The following is a 17,468-nucleotide window of genomic DNA, read 5'->3' as shown; positions in this document are numbered from 1 at the left end:
ATGGTCAGATACAGCCGCTGCAAGCCGACATCGAAGCGGGTAGTGGCGTCCTTGATGGTTTTGGTTAACGGTACGCAGGCATCGGATGCCAGAGCGCCGATCCCTTCAATGGATAACGTGTTGACGCCCATGCTGGCCAGCTGTCCGCGCGTCAGGCAGGGGACCAGCGAGCGATCGTTTTCTCCGCTATTAAAAGTGACATCGCGGGTGGTCATAAACCCGTCATTGAGGTAAATATCGACGCGATAGGTTCCCGGAGGGACCTCCTGGCCGCTGGCGAATCCTGATAAATCCGCCACGGCGGCAGGGTCATCCGCTAAAAAACGCGGATTAAAATAGAGCTCCGCCTGCACAGAAAAGATCGGTGCGGCAAGTAACAGAGCCAGCGTGATTTGAGCGAAAGCGCGCGTATTCCCCGGCCCGTGGCTGCTTTTACGCTCGGAGTCCAGGTCGTCGAGTCCATATTTCAGATGTGACATAGTCCCTCCGGTCCAAAGTCGCCCGGCTGTCAGTTCTTATTTTTATTTCCGGGAGGACGTGGCCTCCCGTCAGTTATTGCGTGGCGCCCTGTATCCGCGGGGTCAGCGCGCCGTAGTCGTTAATCGTCCGGTATGTAATTTCGCGACCGGCATCGGCGGGCAATTTAACGCTGGCTTCACCCATCGGCGGAACCAGCGCATTTTCCAGCACTCGGGTACCGGCGTTGAGTTCGGTGACCGTCAGGTAGTAGGGGGTGGGATTGATCAGCGTAAGCGTGCCTGCGCCGCGGCGAAACCTCAGCTTTTCCGCAGCCTGATCCGGCGGCAGCGCCAGCTTTGCCGGGCGGTAATAGAGCTTGATGCGGCTGATGATCGCCAGCTGTAGGGTGTTGTCGCTGAGCTTTGATTTGTCCATCGACGGGATCGCCTTGACGTTCATCCAGAACAGCGTTTCCCGATCCTGCGGCAGCTGGTTGTTGGTGGCATCAATGATGCGCAGGGTGTTCTCTTTTTTCCCCTGCATGGCGAACAGCGGCGGGGTGATGACAAAGCGGCCATCCTTCGCGCCGTCGGCATTCTCCACCCATGACTGGATTAAATAAGTGCTCTTTCCGTCGTTGTTGGTGACCGCCAGCTGAACCTGCTTTTGTCCGGCAGGATAGATGACGCGGGTCGCCCCCAGCGCCACGCCAGCCTCGGCGCGAGCGGTAAATCCCATGGTGGCTATCATCAGCGCCCCCGCCAGTAAACCGCGCGTTATCGCCCGTGTTGTTCTCACGTTTACCCCTTTTATCGTCACCGTCTTTTCCTGTTTTCGGTTCGTCTGCTGATTCATTACTGGTAGGTCAGGGAGAACCAGGCCTGAGCGTTGGCTGCGCCTCCGGTGACCTGATGCCCTGTTGCCCGGTATTTCGCCACGAAGTGCAGCGTGGTTGGCCCGGTATACAATTTTGTCCACGCGGCGGGAGGGCTATTTAGTGGGATCAGATGGTCATCTTTATCAAACAGAGCAACACCCACGCCGGTTGCGATTCCTGGTCCTTCACCGACCGAGAGCACGTCCGGGTTTTTACCATCGGCGACGCCGTGAAACGCCACGCCAACGCGCTCGCTGACTGCGGTGCTGCACTCCTGCAGGTGGATATCGAAGGGAACCGGATTCGTATCTTCCCCGGCTGAATGAAGCCGATTACTGCCGATCTGTCCCATATTGACCGTCATCTGCTGGTCGCCAGCTTCAACGCGGCAGGACTCGGCAATGATGATGCCCTGAAAACGCATATTTCCGCCGGGCAGCGTGACGTTCCATTGATTACCGGCCAGCGCCAGCGATGGGAGCAAAAATATCAACAGACCTGACTTCATCCTTTGCATCGTTATCACCCGAGTTCCGTTATGGATAACGGGCCTTCCTGGCCCGATATGCTTCCCTGCCTGATGAATGAATTACTGGTATTGCACTTTGAAGGTCGCGTCAGCGTTAGCGGTACCGGCAGTGGCTGCAGCGGTCGCATAGTAGCGCGCCTGGAACGGGATGACGTTGGTGCCATCGTTTAGGGTGGAAGCTGCGCTGAAGGTCGCGCCATCCAGCACCAGCGGCGTACCGGTACGGTCCAAAATCTGCACGCCGACGTTATTCGCGCTGCCTGCCGCGGAGCTTTGCAGCGCCAGTACGGTGGTGTTGGTGCTGTCAATTGCGGTACCGGTGAAAGCGACGGCGGCCTTGGTGGCAACGGTGGTATCACAATCGTTCAGCTGAATATTGAAACCGACAGCCGTACTGGTGCTGCCTGGAGTAGCGAGTTTTGCCGAACGAACCTGGCCCATTGGAACGGTCTGATCGATTGAACCCGCGTCAATGGCGCAGGCTGCGTTGACGACTTCCCCTTTAAAATGCACCGTGCCGCCATTAACCGTGGTGTCGGCCAGCGCCGCCGCGGAGCTCAGAGACAGGGCTGACAGAACAACCATTGCCAGTGTTTTGATCTTCATGTTGTTTTCCTTTGTACAATATCGGGATTACGAACCGATCTGGCCGTCATCATGACCTCCAGGTATTTCATGTATCAGCCGAAGTTTTCGGCTGCGGTTCTGCATGTTTTTCACCCAAACAATGAGACATTTGGGGCCATTTTGACTCATTGGTGAATTTGACTTAAATTTTGATATTGAGGTTACGTATTTAGAGTTTTAAGCTTATTTTTTAAATTTTACCGATATAATAAGTTGAAATAATAAGGCATGAACGAGCCATGGATGGCTATCGGCAACGCATCGTCAGAAAGGATGGCCAGCGAAGAGAAGAGAGATTCTGAAAAAGAATTAAAATAAAAAGTCATGATTAATCAATGTGATATTGATTTTCATGCTCTGTTTGATACATTCGGTGGTTGCAAAAGGTTACTGAATATTTTTATGATGCACACAGTTTGGCCCCAATTGACCTGTTCGGTAAGTTATTTTCCCTTATTTATCAAATTCTTATTTTCAACTTTCTGATTTTGTAAATTCAACTCCATCAGGTTATGGCGTTCCCAGAGTCCGGCAAATCGCGCGGCGTTGCTGGCCGTATAGCGTACGGTATGGCGAATGTTTCGATGGCCGAGGTAGTCCTGGATAAGGCGGGTATCCGCTCCTCTCTCCGCCAGCTCGTAACCGCAGGCATGGCGCAGCATATGCGGGTGAGTATGCGTTGCCATCCCTGCGTCTATGCCGGCGGTTCGGATAATTCGGTAGGCTTGTTGACGGGAAAGCGGGGTACCGCGTCGCGATATAAACAGCGCATCGGTTTTTTGCGCGCCTTTCCAGGCGGCGCGTAACTGGCTCCAGCACCTGATGGCGTCACATTCATCGATCATCAGGGGATGTACGGTGGAGAATCCATTCTTCAGCCGTCGAATATTGATGCGGCCTTCGACCAGATCGAGGTCGCGATAGTGCAGATCGAGTAATTCACTAATCCGCATACCATGACGAAAAGCGAGCAGGATAAGACAGTAATCCCTCTCTCCCGTTTGCCCATGACGGGCTGCCTGCATCATCGCCTGTACTTCTTTACCGGTAAGAAAACGACGTCGGTTCACAATAAATAACTCCTGATATGATCTTGAAAATTAACACGACCCAGCTGACCGCTGGGGGCGCTCACAAATAATCCGTAAGGTTAATCACGTATTATATGAAGGGGATTATCATAGTTGAATAATGACATTATATAGCGGCTGCGGCGCAGAATATTGTCAGATAGTAAATCTTATTCTTATAGATTTTATTGATAGCCACAACATCGGCGTCGTGGTTCTCTTTCAGGTGTATAAAAATGAAAGGAAAAAATATGGTTGCGAGTATTTTAAACGGATGAGTGTTGATGCATTTATATCCAGGGTTATGCGTGGGGTGTTAATAAGATAAATCATCACTGAACTGTGAACTTGCCGGAACAATAATCATAAACAGCGTATGGTTATCTTTTTAATGTTTGCCGCTGCCAGTTGGTTATTTTGACGCCATCCTTGGCATCGAGTGCTACGGCAGAACAGGGCTCCGCTGTCTGTCTCTGCTTTCGTCCCAGATACCATAGAAACGGCCAGCGTTGCTGGCGGTATACCATACGGTATGGCGGATGTTGCGGTGACCCAGGTAGTCCTGGATAAGACGAGTATCAATGCCCATATTGGCCAGGGCGAAGCCACATGAATGGCGGAGCATATGCGGGTGAATTTCGAGCGATAGCCCGGCATTATCGCCAGATGCGGAAATAATCTGATAAAACTGCTGGCGAGACAGAGGATTACCTTTTCGCGAAAGAAATAGCCATTCACTGTCGGATTGCGGGTATGCGGCGCGGACCTGTAGCCAGTTTTTTAATGCACGGATTTCTTTATTCAACAAAGGATGCGTTGTCGAAAATCCATTTTTGAGGCGGTGAATATAGATGCATTTAGAACTGAGGTCGATATCGGAAATTTGCAGGCGGCATATTTCACTGGCGCGTAATCCGTGAATAAAACACAATAATGTCAAACAATAATTACGCGTGGCATGTGCGCCACTGTTGGCCGCTTTGAGTAATGACTCAATTTCGTTGTGAGTCAGGAAGTTCCTTTTTTTTAAAATAGCATTGCTTTTCATTGAGTTCCCTTTATTATGCAGTCGGCTAACGCATTTTTTGGCCGTTATCAGGTAATGATTAAGCTCGTCTGCATGTGCATTATTTATTGCTGCTGCGGGCAATATTTAAGCGATGTGACTTCTTTTGGATAGGCAGTTTTTATATTTATATTTTTGTTTGGCGTTACTCTTTGGGATAGGGCCCATATCCTGCTCATTGTTTTCTCCTTAAGTGGGTATACAGCAGTATATAACTTCTAATATTGTTAACCATACTGCAAAAACCTTCTTATGAATAGGGGAAACAGGAAGCACAAGAATTCTGGCGGATGGTAAGAGTTATTTTATTTAAAGTGAGATAAACCTTAGCTGCTGCTAAGAGGATTATATCGGAAGGGCGCATAATCAAAAATGAGGCTGATAAGGATCCCGGAGTCGCGTGTGGGCTAATTTAAAGTGAGGTTATGGCTGATGAAAAAATAGCCGTGAAGCGGGGCGTTTTTTTAATAACGCAGTGGCGAGAGCAGACCGGCCGCTCACGCCTTATACTTCCCCCTACCTCAACTGCTCCACGAACAGCAGGGCGGCTACGGCGACCATCATCACGCCGGAAGCCATACTGACCTTTCGTGCGATTTGAGGCCGGGTCGCCAACAGCGCTCTGGCGCCGTAGCCGACCAGTAAATAGACCAGCGTGCAGGTCACCAGATGTATACCGCCCAGCGCCGACATCTGCTGGGCCAGAGACCAGCTCCCCTGGGGGTCGGTAAACTGCGGCAGCAGGGCCAGAAACAGAAGAAAGACTTTTGGGTTCAGACCGCTAATGCATAGCCCCTTAATCGCCCAGCGATTCCAGCTATCCGCGCTGTATTGCTGGCTGCCTGGCGTTGGCGGATGGCGCAAAACAGCGATCCCCAGCCACATCAGATAGCCTGCGCCCAGCAGGGTAATCGTCGACAGCGCCAGCGGGTGGCCGGCGATTAACACGCCGATTCCGGCGACGACGATCAGCGTGGCCAGCAGGTGGCCAGACATGAGTCCCGCGACGGCGGGTATCACGCGGCGTCCGTTGATTCCCGCGCTGATGGTATAGGCCCAGTCAGCGCCCGGCGTGATGATCAGCAGAAAGGAGACCAGCCAAAAGCTGGCGATAAAGCTCATTTCCATGGTCAGCGCACCTCTGCGTGGTAACGGCAGTTTCTCATCATTTTCCCTCGTTAAGCGGCGGTTGTTTGAGGGAAAGAATATCGAGTTTATTGCGCAATGAGCTTTCAATGTTATGCTCTTAAGCGGTCTTCTGAGGGAAAATATTCCAAATGGATAGCATCGATCGAAAAATTCTTGCTGAGCTCCAGGCCGACGGGCGACTGTCGATAACCGAGCTGGCCGAGCGGGTGAATCTCAGCCTTTCGCCCTGTCATCGACGGCTGCGGACGCTGGAGCAGGAAGGCGTCATTACCGGCTACCGGGCCAATCTGGATCCGGCCAAAATGGGCTTCAACTTCCTGGCGATTGTCTTCGCGACGTTAAAAGAAGGCGATAAGAAAGCGGTGAGCGCGTTTGAGGACGCGGTAGAAGAGATCCCGCAGATCGTGCTGGCGCAGCGCCTGTTTGGCGATCCGGACTACCTGATGCACGTGGTGACGCGCGATCTCCCGGCGTTCCAGAAACTGTATGATGACAAGCTCTCGGCGATGCCGGGCGTGCAGCACCTGCGCTCTACGCTGGTGATGAAGACGGTTGTGCAGGATCGCCCATTTCCGCTCGGTAAGGGGTGAGCGTAACACGGAGGACAGATGCGCAGCATCGCCTCCGGGAAAGTAATGGCAACAATGTCAGCGACTTATTCCAGGCCGGCGTGGGTTAACCCTTTTCCAGCAGGCGCATAAAAACCGTCAGCGCTTCATCCAGCTGCTGGCGCTGCGTTGCGGAAAGCCCGCTCAGCAGCTGCCGCTCATTCTCCACGTGGCTTTCCACCGCCTTATCGATAAGCTCTCGTCCCGCTGGCGTTAGCGCCACCAGCATACTGCGGGCATCTTCCGGGTTCGGCTGGCGGCTTATCAAGCCCCGTTTTTCCAGCGCCTTCAGACGATGGGTCATGGTGCCGGAGGTGATCATTAACGTTGAAAAGAGCTGGGTTGGCGACAGCATGAACGGATCGCCCGCCCGGCGTAACGTCGCCAGCATATCAAACTCCCAGCGCACCAGATCGTGGCGCACAAAGGCCGCTTCGATGCGCGGCTCCAGCAGCATCGTGCAGCGTTTCAGGCGGCCGATCGGCCCCATCGGGCTGCAATCGAGATCGGGGCGCTCCCGTTTCCACTGTTCAAGAATGCGATCCACGGCGTCGGTCTGCGGTGATTTGTCCATTAATGCTCACTTGTCTTGATATCAAGATAATTGTCGGTACATACTTAGTCCACAATTTACCTTGATGTGAAGATAAAATCATGGCCTTTGTTTCACGTAATTTGATCGTTGATTTACTGCTGACCGCGCTGGCGCCCGTCATCTGGGGCAGCACCTATATTGTGACCTCGCAGTTTCTGCCGCCCGATCGGCCGTTTATCGCCGCGCTGCTGCGGGTTCTGCCGGCCGGGATCGCTCTGCTGATCTGGAGCCGCCGTCTCCCGCTGCGCGCCGAGTGGTGGAAGCTGATCGTCACCGGGATCCTCAATATCGGCGCGTTTCAGGCGCTGCTGTTTATTGCCGCCTATCGGCTGCCGGGCGGTCTGGCGGCGGTGATCGGCGCCATTCAGCCGCTGCTGGTGATGCTGCTGGCCTGGTGCGTCGATCGTCAGCGATCGCCCTGGCTGGCGGTGCTCTCGGCATTGATGGGGATCGCAGGGATGGCGATGCTGCTGCTGTCACCGCAAACCACCCTTGAACCGCTGGGGATTACCGCCGCATTTCTGGGGGCGATGAGTATGGCGCTGGGAACCTGGCTATCGCGCCGCTGGGCGATCGCTTTGCCGGTCGTCGCGCTAACCGGCTGGCAGCTGCTGATTGGCGGTATCGTACTGGCGCCGATGGCGTTTCTGGTCGATCCGCCGCTGCACCATGTGACGCTGACTCAGGCGGCGGGCTATCTCTGGCTGTGCGTTGCCGGGGCGATGCTGGCATACGGCCTGTGGTTTCGCGGCATCGGCCGCCTTTCCCCGGTGGCGGTGTCGGCGATGAGCCTGCTGAGTCCGGTGACGGCGGTGCTATTAGGCTGGATCTTCCTTGGACAAAAAATTGAGGGAATGGCGCTGGTAGGGTTGGTGATTGTGCTGCTCAGCGTGCTGTCGATTCAGCGTGCGTTATCGAATAAGAGAGCCGTAGTGGATCGCAGACGGTAATGAACCTGTAGCCCGGGCAAGGCGCGTCAAGCGCCGCCCCCGGGTTCAAAGCGCAGAGTCGCTGAATTTCCCGGAGGCGATGCTGCGCATCTGTCCGGGCTACCGGACTGCAGACGGTAATAAACCTGTAGCCCGGGCAAGGCGCGTCAAGCGCCGCCCCCGGGAGCAGAGCGCAGAGTCGCTGAATTTCCCGCAGGCGATGCTGCGCATCTGTCCGGGCTACCGGACTGCAGACGGCGGCGAACTCGCCGCCCGGGCTGTGGGTTCACTGTTCGCCAGCAACAAAAAAAGCCCCATTAAGGGGCTCGACATTGCTGCGTGCTTATTATGTGGCGGGAGCCAGACCAGCCGCCGTCAGGCGACCTGTCCGGCAGCTCCCTCTGCAACCATTCGGTTATTTAGACAGCTCGGCGGTCATATGAACCTGATTACCGGTATACGCTTCGGTAATGTGGTATGACTGGCCCTGATCTTTAGCAATGGCGGCGATTTTGGCTTCGGCGTTGTCCAGAGTGTCTGCGGTTACGCTAACAGGCTGAGCGAAGCTAGCGAAAGAGACCAGAGACAGCATACCGGCAGCGGCAAGTAATTTTACGTTTTTCATGGTGTTTATCCTTTTAACTTTTATGGTGGAAAGCGTGTTTGCTTTCGATGGACTTATAATAAGGCTGCTAACTATAACGTGCGTTGCAAAAAGTGCGATTAAGATCACATTTTTATGACAACACGATGACGGGTGACTAAACTTTTGTTTTTTATTTTCAATAAAAACAAATGGATGAGTTAGCATGAACGTGTTTTTCGTCACGGAAAATAATCTGACCAGAAACGCAATTTTCCTGCTTCGGCTCATTAATCATTGTTTTTGTGAATGCAATGGGCGCTTTTTGAGCAAATAGGGCGGCTATATTTCGCCCGTCAACGAAGCATTGGGCTCGGGTAAAAAGCTACTGTGACTCTCACACTGATTGCGTGAGGACGACGAAATGATTGCAGTACTCTTTGAAGCCGAGGTCACTCCGGCGAGCCAGGAGCGTTACCTGGCGCTGGCGGCAGAGCTGAAGCCGCTGCTGAGCAACATTGACGGCTTTATCGCCATTGAGCGTTTTCAAAGTCTGAGCACGGCGGGGAAAATTCTGTCGCTCTCCTGGTGGCGGGATGAGGACGCGGTGCTGGCATGGAAACGCAACCTTTGCCATCAGGCTGCGCAGAAAGAGGGGCGGGAGAGTATTTTCGCCTGTTATCACATTCGGGTGGCTCAGATGCTGCGCGAATACCGTTCTTCCCATTCCGATCCCCTGTAATATGGCTACGGTTTGCGGGGGGAAAATAAGCGAGGCGCTATGTTAAAACCTGTTGAGCTGATTGAAGACGACGAGTCGCTGGCCGAGGCGATGGCGACAGTGGCGTCGGCGATGGCCGATGCCTCGCGGCTAAAGATCCTTTGCGCCTTAATGGATGGCCGGGCGTGGACGGCCACCGAGCTTTCCGCCGTGGCGGATATTTCCCCCTCGACCGCCAGCGCGCATCTTAGCCGCCTGGTCAACAGCGATTTATTGATTTGCCTGGCCCAGGGCCGCCATCGCTACTACCGTCTGGCCGGTAGCGACGTCGCCGGTTTGCTGGAGAATATGATGACCATGGCCGGCAAGCGCGCGGTGACGCTCTCAACCAGCACGTCGGTGAATTTGCGCGTTGCGCGCACCTGTTACGATCATCTGGCCGGAGAAGTGGCGGTATCGCTATATGATTTTATGCTGCGCGAAGCGTGGATAGCGCCTGACGGTACGGCCCTGACGCCCGCCGGAGAAACGCATTTTGCCCGCCTGGGGGTGACGGTGAAGCGCACCTCGCGGCGTAAAGCGTGCTGCGGCTGTCTGGACTGGAGCGAACGCCGCCTTCACCTTGGCGGGGCGGCTGGGGCGGCGCTGCTGCAGCACGGTCTGCAGAAAGGCTGGTTTACCACCACCGCGGGATTTCGCGAAGTGACGATTACGCCGGCAGGGTGGCGCGCGTTGCATCTGCATTTTCAGCTGGCGGAAAGATCGTCGCGGATGATTAATTAAGCGTGTTCTCTATGGGGAGAAATAGCCTTTTATGGCAAGATAGGTTGCTGTTTTGTTAATTCCATATCGCCTTTCCCCGTTCAATGTAAATAACAATGCCTTTGTTTCTTGCTATCAATCCCCCGCAATTAATAGTTGTGAGCTATCTGTTACATTGATTAACAGCTCGTGAACATATGTATATTTGTCAGCGAAAAATAGCATTCTTTGACGCCGACAGCCTCGACGAATTCTTTCATTGAATTCGTTCCTGACGCCTTAAATATTGCGGCTTCCGGTCAGTCGAAGTTTCTATTAACAGTTGCACAAGTGAGCATCGCAAATCGCTTCTGACTTTTGTGCGAATTAACTGTTTGCTCATTGATACTTAATTCACTCTGACAAGGAAATGGCAATGAAAAAGGTTCTTCTCTCTGCTGCAATGGCGACTGCGTTTTTTGGTATGGCTGCAAATGCTGCTGATACCAATGTAGGCGGCGGTCAGGTTAATTTCTTCGGTAAAGTTACCGACGTATCTTGTACTGTTTCCGTAAACGGCCAGGGCAGCGATGCGAACGTATACCTGTCTCCGGTTACTTTAACTGAAGTTAAAGCCGCCGCGGCGGATACCTATCTGAAACCGAAATCTTTCACCATCGATGTTTCTGACTGCCAGGCTGCTGATGGTACTAAACAGGATGATGTGAGCAAACTGGGCGTGAACTGGACCGGCGGTAACCTGCTGGCTGGCGCAACCGCTAAACAGCAGGGCTACCTGGCTAACACTGAAGCCGCTGGCGCGAAGAATATCCAGCTGGTTCTGTCTACCGACAACGCGACCGCGCTGACCAAAAAAATCATCCCGGGCGACAGCACTCAGCCTAAAGCGGTCGGCGACGCATCTGCCGTTCAGGATGGCGCGCGCTTCACTTACTACGTCGGCTACGCGACCAGCACCCCGACGACTGTTACCACCGGTGTGGTTAACAGCTATGCGACTTACGAAATTACCTACCAGTAATATCGACTGAGAGATAAAGCCGCCTCGCGCCGGGGCGGTTTATACCCGTCATTCAAATTATTCAGGGTATACAACAATAATAAAGCGGCCACTGCTGCCGCTTATTTTTTATTCTGAGGTCAGCATGAAGCGTATTGCCCTTTTTTTCTGTTTCATTTTTAGTTTTGCGGCCCACGCCAATAATATTATTGTCAACGGCACCCGCTTTATTTATCCAGGAAATGAAAAAGAAATAACGGTGCAGCTCTCTAACACCGCCGACCGTCCGGCGCTGGCGCAAGCCTGGCTGGACAACGGTAATGCCGACGCGACGCCGGATACCATTACCACGCCATTTATTATCACGCCGCCTATTTCCCGCGTAGATGCGAAAAGCGGTCAGACTCTGCGTATTAAACTCGGCAGCAGCGCGGGTCTCGCGAAAGATAAAGAGACGCTGTGGTGGCTGAACCTTCTGGAAATACCGCCGGTTGAGGCCAGCCAGAAGAATGAAGGGCAAAATATTCTGCAGCTGGCGATTCGTTCGCGCTTTAAGTTTATCTATCGTCCCAGCGGATTAGGCAATCGCGACGCCGCGGCAGAGAAATTAGCGCTCTCCGCTAACGGCAGCAGCCTGTCCGTCAGTAACCCGACGCCCTTTTATATCACCGTAAGCCGTATCTCCCGTAACGGCGGCAAAGCGCTCAACAGCAAAACGGTCATGTTTGCCCCACAGTCCAGCCAGACCATCGCCCTCTCTTCCGCAGTGAGCAAAGGCGAGATCCTGACCGTTAACAACATTAATGATTATGGCGCAGATGTCGCAGTGAAAGTTACCGTCAAATAAGGGAAACGATCATGAAGCAGAGGTCAATCTGCCCGGGAAGATTAAGCACGGCTATCGCGGTTGCGCTGTGCTGCTTTCCGCCATTTTCCAGCGGACAGGAAAACCCGGGAACGATCTATCAGTTTAACGATGGTTTTATCGTCGGCAGTCGCGAAAAGGTCGACCTGTCGCGTTTCTCGACCAGCGCGATTAGCGAAGGCGTCTACTCCCTTGATGTGTATACCAACGGCGAGTGGAAAGGGCGCTACGATCTGAAAATCACCGCCGGTAAAGATGGCAAAATGGGCATCTGCTACACCAAAGCGATGCTGATGCAATATGGGATCTCGCCGGAAAAGTTTAACCCGCAGCTCAGCGAAAAAGCGGGATTCTGCGGACGCCTGCAGGAGTGGCGCAACGAGGCCAACGTCAAAGACACGCTGATTCAGTCCTCCCTGAGACTGGATATTGCCGTACCGCAAATCTACGAAGATCAGCGCCTGAAAAACTTTGTCAGCCCGGAATTCTGGGATAAAGGCGTTGCGGCGCTGAATTTAGGCTGGATGGCCAACGCCTGGAACAGCCATATCTCCTCGGCCAACGGCTCCGATAACAGCAGCGCGTATCTTGGCGTTAACGCGGGCCTGTCGTGGGACGGCTGGCTGCTCAAGCATATCGGTAACCTGAACTGGCAGCAGCAGCAGGGGAAAGCGCACTGGAATAGCAACCAGACCTATCTGCAGCGGCCGATTCCGCAGATTAACTCGATAGTCAGCGGCGGGCAGATTTTTACCAACGGCGAATTCTTTGACACCATCGGCCTGCGCGGGGTTAACCTGGCGACCGATGACAATATGTTCCCCGACGGGATGCGCTCCTACGCCCCTGAAATTCGCGGCGTGGCGCAAAGCAACGCCCTGGTGACGGTGCGTCAGGGCAGCAATATTATCTATCAGACCACGGTGCCGCCGGGGCCGTTTACCCTGCAGGATGTCTATCCTTCCGGCTACGGTAGCGACCTTGAAGTGTCGGTTAAAGAGGCCGATGGCTCGGTCGAGGTATTCAGCGTGCCTTACGCCTCGGTGGCGCAGCTGCTGCGTCCGGGGATGACCCGCTATGCGCTCTCCGCCGGTAAAGTCGACGATAGTTCGCTGCGTAATAAACCGATGCTCTACCAGGGAACCTGGCAGCACGGTATCAATAACCTGTTCACCGGCTATACCGGCGTCACCGGATTTGATGACTATCAGGCGTTCCTGCTGGGGACCGGGATGAATACCGGCATCGGCGCGCTGTCATTCGACGTCACCCATTCGCGGCTGAAGAGCGATACCCTCGACGAGCACGGCCAGAGCTATCGCGCCACCTTTAACCGCATGTTTACCGAAACCCAGACCAGCATCGTGCTGGCGGCGTATCGCTACTCCACCAAAGGCTACTACAACCTGAACGACGCTCTGTACGCCGTCGATCAGGAGAAGAACTACAGCAGCAACTACACCGTATGGCGGCAGAAAAACGGGATGACGTTTACCGTCAACCAGAACCTGCCGGACGGCTGGGGCGGCTTTTACCTGAGCGGTCGGGTAGCGGATTACTGGAACCGTTCGGGGACGGAAAAGCAGTATCAGTTTAGTTACAACAACATGTACGGTCGGCTCTCGTGGTCGGTCAGCGCCCAGCGCGTCTATACCCCGGATAGTTCCGGCCACCGCCGCGACGATCGCGTTTCTCTCAACTTTAGCTACCCGCTGTGGTTCGGTGAAAACCGCACCGCTAACCTGACGTCGAATACCTCGTTTAATAATTCGCGTTTCGCTAGTTCGCAGATTGGCGTCAACGGTTCGCTGGATAGCGAAAACAACCTCAACTACGGCGTGTCGACGACCACCTCCACCGGCGGCCAGCACGATGTGGCGCTGAACGGCAGCTACCGTACCCCATGGACGACGCTGAACGGCAGCTATAGCCAGGGTGAAGGCTATCGCCAGAGCGGCGTGGGCGCCAGCGGGACGCTGATCGCGCATCAGCACGGCGTCGTATTCTCGCCGGAAAGCGGCACCACCATGGCGCTGATCGAAGCGAAAGACGCCGCGGGCGCGATGCTGCCAGGTTCGCCGGGGACCCGTATCGATAGCAACGGCTACGCCATTCTGCCGTATCTGCGGCCTTACCGGATTAACGCCGTTGAGATTGACCCGAAAGGCAGCAACGACGATGTCGCCTTCGGCAGTACCGTGGCGCAGGTTGTGCCGTGGGAAGGCAGCGTGGTCAAGGTCTCCTTCGATACTACGCTGCAGAACAACATCACTCTGCAGGCGCGCCAGGCAAACGGCCTGCCGCTACCGTTCGCCGCGACGATTTACAACCCGTCCGGGAAAGAGATCGGCGTGGTGGGGCAGGGCAGCATGATGTTTATCAGCGACGCCAGCGCGCCGAAGGCCACGGTTAAGTGGAGCGGCGGACAGTGCTCGGTGGAATTAAGTCAGGAAAAAACAAAGGAAACGCTATGTCGCTAATGAAAAAAATGACGCTTTTTATTGGCTTAATGGCGATGGGGACCACGTCGGCATGGGCGTACTGTACGCGCCTGTCGCAGCCGACGGTAAGCCTCGACATGGTAGTGGGCCGGGTGGTGGTTCCACCGGATCTGCCGGTAGGGTCGGTGATCGTTTCCCGCGACTGGACAATGTCGGCGCCGGGCGGGGCCAGCTATAGCTGTAGCAGCGGCACTAACCGCTTTGTGGCCAAAATCGTCGCCCCCGGGGCGACCGATCTGGGCAATAAAATTTATTCCACCAACGTGCCAGGTATCGGCCTGCGGTTTAGCCGCGGCGGGGCGACGGTCAATATCATCTATCCTGGCGCTTACTCGAGCTACGTTAGCAGGACCACGAATTATTCGCTGGAAGGCTCCCGCTTTACGCTGGAGGTGATTAAAACCGCGAGCGTGACCGGCAGCGGTACCCTGGCGGCAGGTAAGTACACCTCTTATGACTGGGAGAACGGCAATAACCCGATCCTCGAAACCCGCCTGAGCGCCAACGCCATCACCGTGGTATCGCCCTCATGTACCATCCTGAGCGGCAAAAATATGAACGTCGATGTCGGCACCATCAAGCGCAGCGATCTTAACGGCGTCGGCACCACCGCGGGCGGGAAGGATTTTAATATTGAGCTGCAGTGCAGCGGCGGGCTAAGCGAGTCGGGATACGCCAATATCCAGACCTCTTTCTCCGGTACGCTGGCGAGCGGCACTACGGTGAGCCGGGGCGCGCTACTGAACGAAAAAGCCGGCTCCTCGCTGGCGAAAGGGATTGGTATTCAGGTTCTGAAGGATGGCGTACCGCTGGAGTTCAATAAGAAATACAGCGCCGGGACGCTGCGCACGCAAGAAACGCGCTATATCACCCTGCCTCTGCACGCGCGCTTCTATCAATATGCGCCGACCACCAGTACCGGTGAGGTGGAGTCGCATATGATCTTTAACCTGACGTACGATTAATTCGGGAGGCGGGTATGCGTGATTCAGCACAATTGAAAAATAGCAAACGACTCATTCAACTGGCCCTGATAAGCGGGATGCTGATTGCCTCCCCGGCGTCGGCTTTTGAGACCAACTACGATCGGGGACGGGTGGATTTTGCCGGACGGGTTACCGATATCTCATGCAGCGTGGCCCTTAACGGCGGCAACAACGCCGGGAGCGGCAGCGTCTGGCTGGCGCCGGTCAGCCTGGCGGAAGTCCACGAACGGGGCGCCGGGGCATTTATGAAACCGCAGCCCTTCACGCTGGAGCTCTCGAACTGCCAGCTGCGACACGACGGCGGCGCGGCGGATAAAAACGCGATCCGCCTGGTTAACGTCCGCTGGGTTGACGGATTTACGGTCAATGCGGTCAGCAATGAAAATGCTGGTTATCTGAGGAATACGCGGGCGGACGGCGCCAGCCATATTTTCCTCGCGCTGTCGACTAATGACAATAATACGCTGGATAAAAGCAATAAAATTGTTCCCGCCGACCCCTTACAAAACCGGGTGCCGCTGGTAGAAAAAGCGGTGGATGGCGGCGTATTTACCTATTACATTGGCTACGTTACGCCAGCGCCGGAAAAAGCAACCAGCGGTCCGTTGACCAGCTGGGCGACCTGGGAACTTGTTTATAATTGAAGGGTTGATGGTCTTGCGCAAATGTTACAATAAATGCCGGAATCATCCGGCATTTATTTAAACGGTGAGACCTTCTTTAACCAGTTGTTCAATGCTGACTTCTTTCCAGTAGTGTCCCTGAATAGCAAACCACTCCATCCCCTGTAACCACGCCTTATGCGCTTCGCTTTCTACGCCTTCAATAATTACGTTATGGTGGTTGCGGGCAAGAAAGGTGACCAGCGCATCCATTAACGGTCGGCCGGAATCTTTTTGCATTAAAAGCCAGAAGAAGTCTTTATCGATTTTGACATAATCGAAATGATAGTCGCGAATGGCGCTAATACCGGCGTTGCCAGAACCGAAATCATCAAGCCAGAGCGTGGTGCTTTGCGGATTGCTCCAGGCGGCGAGTGCATTATTTAATAATTTATTGGAGTTCTCGGTAACTTCAAAATGGACGCAGCCGATATGGTTGACGAGCGCTTTAATCTCCGGGCGTAGCAATACGTTAAGTATATGGTCATCAACGTTGATAGTCGCCGAGATGCGATTTTGCTTAAACCACTGTTTATGTTTTTCAATGAGTGCCAGCTGTTCCATAAAAATGCTTTCACGTAATCCGGTATTGGCGTAGCGAAAGAAGTTTTCCGGCGATATGGACATGCGGTCAAAACGGCTCAGGCATTCCACGGCGACGAGCGTACCTTCTGGGGAAAACATTTTTTGAAAGACATAACGAACGGATATATCGCTACGTGATAAATTATGGTCGGAAAACAGAGTGGCGTTCATTATCTCTCGTCAAAAATATGGTCAGAGGTAAAGAGAGGAGGATATTATAGGTGACCTTTCTGCCGATGGGAATGATTATTAATGGCTTGTTGCCAATAAATTATCGGCTTTGATTGGTCACCCACATATTTTTAGTTTTAACACTGATACATATTGACTATGCTTTTGTTCATTATCCGCGAACTATTCATTCCTAGTTTTTTCATAATATGTACCTTATGGCTGTGGACCGTTTTATGATCGATGTCGAGAAGCACTGCAATCCTTTTATTGTTGTTGCAGGCAATTATTAACTCCAGCACCTGAAGCTCCCTGGCGGTTAGCTTTCTGCGGGTGCACAGACCCTGGCAGCCCTCGGCGGTTAAGGGCCTGCTGAGGATGGCTGAATACGCTGACAAAGAGGATTTTTCTGTGAGAATCAATAGGTTTTCCAGATCAAGCAGTTCCCGGAACAGGCTGGAAAGCTCGCTTTTGACTATCAGAACCAGCATGGCGCAATGCGCGAGGCGATTGCGCAAAGTGTTCAGTAAGGCAACCGTTGTGGCCGCTGAGATATCTTTATGGATGATATTGATAATAACGGTCGCTGTCGGGGGAGCGCAGACTCCTTTCACTATATCCTGAAAGTTCAGGGTCGTGATGTCCGTGGCGTGATCGATCAAGTAATCATGAACTGATTGTCCGATGATATTATCATCAGTGTAAAGCAATATACTGTCCAAT

20 protein-coding genes are annotated in these 17,468 nt (G+C 53.8%); 9 read left to right on the top strand and 11 right to left on the bottom strand.

Annotation, left to right across the window (positions count from 1 at the left end):
• The 7 genes from KOSB73_RS23665 to KOSB73_RS23635 form a co-directional block, all read right to left on the bottom strand.
• Positions 1-479 (bottom strand): FimD/PapC N-terminal domain-containing protein (locus tag KOSB73_RS23665; RefSeq protein ID WP_196406275.1); only part of this gene is annotated, 479 nt, incomplete at its 3' end.
• Between the two features lie 73 nt (positions 480-552).
• Positions 553-1,278 (bottom strand): fimbria/pilus periplasmic chaperone, encoded by a 726-nt coding sequence (locus KOSB73_RS23660; RefSeq protein ID WP_049087098.1) that lies wholly within the window; start codon positions 1,276-1,278, stop codon positions 553-555.
• A 35-nt stretch (positions 1,279-1,313) separates the two neighbouring features.
• Complete coding sequence (fimI, locus tag KOSB73_RS23655) at positions 1,314-1,853, bottom strand: type 1 fimbrial minor subunit FimI (protein WP_049131373.1); 540 nt, start codon at positions 1,851-1,853, stop codon at positions 1,314-1,316.
• 72 nt (positions 1,854-1,925) lie between these two features.
• A complete protein-coding gene (gene fimA / locus KOSB73_RS23650) occupies positions 1,926-2,471 on the bottom strand; it encodes a type 1 fimbrial major subunit FimA (protein WP_004134540.1) in 546 nt (181 codons plus the stop codon).
• Between the two features lie 464 nt (positions 2,472-2,935).
• Entirely contained in the window at positions 2,936-3,562 is a 627-nt protein-coding gene (locus KOSB73_RS23645; RefSeq protein WP_064410855.1) for a tyrosine-type DNA invertase, read from the bottom strand.
• Positions 3,563-4,004: 442 nt separating this feature from the next.
• Positions 4,005-4,610: a tyrosine-type DNA invertase gene (locus KOSB73_RS23640; protein WP_004134544.1), complete on the bottom strand. Its 606-nt coding sequence runs from the start codon at positions 4,608-4,610 to the stop codon at positions 4,005-4,007.
• Between the two features lie 534 nt (positions 4,611-5,144).
• Positions 5,145-5,756, bottom strand: coding sequence for a LysE family translocator (locus tag KOSB73_RS23635; RefSeq protein ID WP_024358575.1), 612 nt, complete (start codon positions 5,754-5,756; stop codon positions 5,145-5,147).
• A gap of 149 nt (positions 5,757-5,905) precedes the next feature.
• Here KOSB73_RS23635 and KOSB73_RS23630 point away from each other — a divergent pair, with 149 nt between their 5' ends.
• Positions 5,906-6,367 carry an Lrp/AsnC family transcriptional regulator gene (locus KOSB73_RS23630; protein ID WP_004134548.1) on the top strand — a complete coding sequence of 154 codons (462 nt, stop codon included), beginning with the start codon at positions 5,906-5,908 and terminating at the stop codon, positions 6,365-6,367.
• Positions 6,368-6,452: 85 nt separating this feature from the next.
• Here the strand turns inward: KOSB73_RS23630 and KOSB73_RS23625 are convergent, their stop codons facing one another.
• Positions 6,453-6,959 carry a MarR family winged helix-turn-helix transcriptional regulator gene (locus tag KOSB73_RS23625; RefSeq protein ID WP_024358574.1) on the bottom strand — a complete coding sequence of 169 codons (507 nt, stop codon included), beginning with the start codon at positions 6,957-6,959 and terminating at the stop codon, positions 6,453-6,455.
• 80 nt (positions 6,960-7,039) lie between these two features.
• Between KOSB73_RS23625 and KOSB73_RS23620 the strand changes: the two genes are divergently transcribed.
• The gene (locus KOSB73_RS23620) at positions 7,040-7,930 is read left to right on the top strand and encodes an EamA family transporter (protein ID WP_004134552.1); all 891 of its coding nucleotides are present in this window, start codon (positions 7,040-7,042) and stop codon (positions 7,928-7,930) included.
• Positions 7,931-8,324: 394 nt separating this feature from the next.
• On the opposite strand, the gene KOSB73_RS23615 is transcribed toward KOSB73_RS23620, so the two are convergent.
• The gene (locus KOSB73_RS23615; RefSeq protein WP_014226701.1) at positions 8,325-8,534 is read right to left on the bottom strand and encodes a YdgH/BhsA/McbA-like domain containing protein; all 210 of its coding nucleotides are present in this window, start codon (positions 8,532-8,534) and stop codon (positions 8,325-8,327) included.
• Positions 8,535-8,916: 382 nt separating this feature from the next.
• Here KOSB73_RS23615 and KOSB73_RS23610 point away from each other — a divergent pair, with 382 nt between their 5' ends.
• From KOSB73_RS23610 to KOSB73_RS23580, 7 genes are all read left to right on the top strand, one after another.
• Positions 8,917-9,234 (top strand): antibiotic biosynthesis monooxygenase family protein, encoded by a 318-nt coding sequence (locus KOSB73_RS23610; protein WP_024358573.1) that lies wholly within the window; start codon positions 8,917-8,919, stop codon positions 9,232-9,234.
• A gap of 39 nt (positions 9,235-9,273) precedes the next feature.
• Complete coding sequence (locus KOSB73_RS23605; protein ID WP_098141083.1) at positions 9,274-9,996, top strand: ArsR/SmtB family transcription factor; 723 nt, start codon at positions 9,274-9,276, stop codon at positions 9,994-9,996.
• A 394-nt stretch (positions 9,997-10,390) separates the two neighbouring features.
• Positions 10,391-10,996: a type 3 fimbria major subunit MrkA gene (mrkA, locus tag KOSB73_RS23600; RefSeq protein ID WP_004124717.1), complete on the top strand. Its 606-nt coding sequence runs from the start codon at positions 10,391-10,393 to the stop codon at positions 10,994-10,996.
• A 124-nt stretch (positions 10,997-11,120) separates the two neighbouring features.
• Complete coding sequence (locus tag KOSB73_RS23595; protein WP_004135011.1) at positions 11,121-11,822, top strand: fimbrial biogenesis chaperone; 702 nt, start codon at positions 11,121-11,123, stop codon at positions 11,820-11,822.
• 11 nt (positions 11,823-11,833) lie between these two features.
• Positions 11,834-14,320 carry a fimbria/pilus outer membrane usher protein gene (locus tag KOSB73_RS23590; RefSeq protein WP_064343176.1) on the top strand — a complete coding sequence of 829 codons (2,487 nt, stop codon included), beginning with the start codon at positions 11,834-11,836 and terminating at the stop codon, positions 14,318-14,320.
• On the top strand, positions 14,311-15,306 hold the full coding sequence (locus KOSB73_RS23585; protein ID WP_024358571.1) for a fimbrial protein: 996 nt from the start codon (positions 14,311-14,313) through the stop codon (positions 15,304-15,306). Before KOSB73_RS23590 ends, KOSB73_RS23585 begins: the two co-directional genes overlap by 10 nt.
• 14 nt (positions 15,307-15,320) lie before the next feature.
• A complete protein-coding gene (locus KOSB73_RS23580; protein WP_024358570.1) occupies positions 15,321-15,971 on the top strand; it encodes a fimbrial protein in 651 nt (216 codons plus the stop codon).
• A gap of 57 nt (positions 15,972-16,028) precedes the next feature.
• Here KOSB73_RS23580 and mrkJ read toward each other — a convergent pair whose 3' ends face one another.
• Together mrkJ and KOSB73_RS23570 are read right to left on the bottom strand one after the other, a co-directional pair.
• On the bottom strand, positions 16,029-16,745 hold the full coding sequence (gene mrkJ / locus KOSB73_RS23575; RefSeq protein ID WP_004135019.1) for a cyclic-di-GMP phosphodiesterase MrkJ: 717 nt from the start codon (positions 16,743-16,745) through the stop codon (positions 16,029-16,031).
• Positions 16,746-16,882: 137 nt separating this feature from the next.
• A complete protein-coding gene (locus KOSB73_RS23570) occupies positions 16,883-17,467 on the bottom strand; it encodes a helix-turn-helix transcriptional regulator (protein ID WP_024358568.1) in 585 nt (194 codons plus the stop codon).
• Position 17,468 lies beyond the last annotated feature (1 nt).

Source organism: Klebsiella grimontii (assembly GCF_900200035.1).
GTDB lineage: Bacteria > Pseudomonadota > Gammaproteobacteria > Enterobacterales > Enterobacteriaceae > Klebsiella > Klebsiella grimontii.
This window is presented reverse-complemented; position numbering and strand designations above follow the sequence as displayed.